General features: G+C 71.0%; 1 protein-coding gene. It reads right to left on the bottom strand.

Translation table 11 applies throughout. The annotated features are described in order from the left end of the window. A partial coding sequence (locus tag RMT89_RS40720) for a polyketide synthase (protein WP_315888792.1) occupies positions 1-579 on the bottom strand: 579 nt, incomplete at both ends.

Below are 579 nucleotides of genomic sequence, written 5' to 3' on the forward strand. Positions count from 1 at the left end.
GTCCTGGTTCACCGCCGAACCCCGCACCACACCCAGCACCCTGTGCCCATTGCGCCGCGCATCCGACAACCGCTCCAGCGCGAGGAGACCGATGCCCTCGCCTGCGCTGAAGCCGTCGGCGTCGGCCGAGAACGGCTTGCACCGCCCGTCCTGTGCCAGACCCCGCTGCCGCGAGAACTCGGTGAGCGCGGCCGGGCTGGCGAGGACGGTCACGCCGCCCGCCAGCGCCAGCGAGCACTCGCCCCGCCGCAGCGCCTGCATGGCCAGGTGCAGCGCCACCAGCGAGGACGAGCAGGCCGTGTCCACCGACACCGCGGGCCCCTCGAAACCGAAGCAGTAGGACACCCGGCCCGACAGGATGCTCGCCAGATTGCCTGTGAGGGTGTACCCCTCGACGTTCTCCGGCGGGTTGTCCATGTCGGGGATGTAGGCGGAGGTGGAGGCGCCGACGAACACTCCCGTCGAACTCCCCTTCAGCGCCTGCGGGTTCAGACCCGCACGTTCCAGCACCTCCCACGACGTCTCCAGCAGCAGCCGCTGCTGCGGATCCATCGCCAGCGCCTCACGCGGGGAGATCCC

The sequence above is a fragment of the Streptomyces sp. P17 genome, assembly GCF_032436805.1.
Lineage (GTDB): Bacteria > Actinomycetota > Actinomycetes > Streptomycetales > Streptomycetaceae > Streptomyces.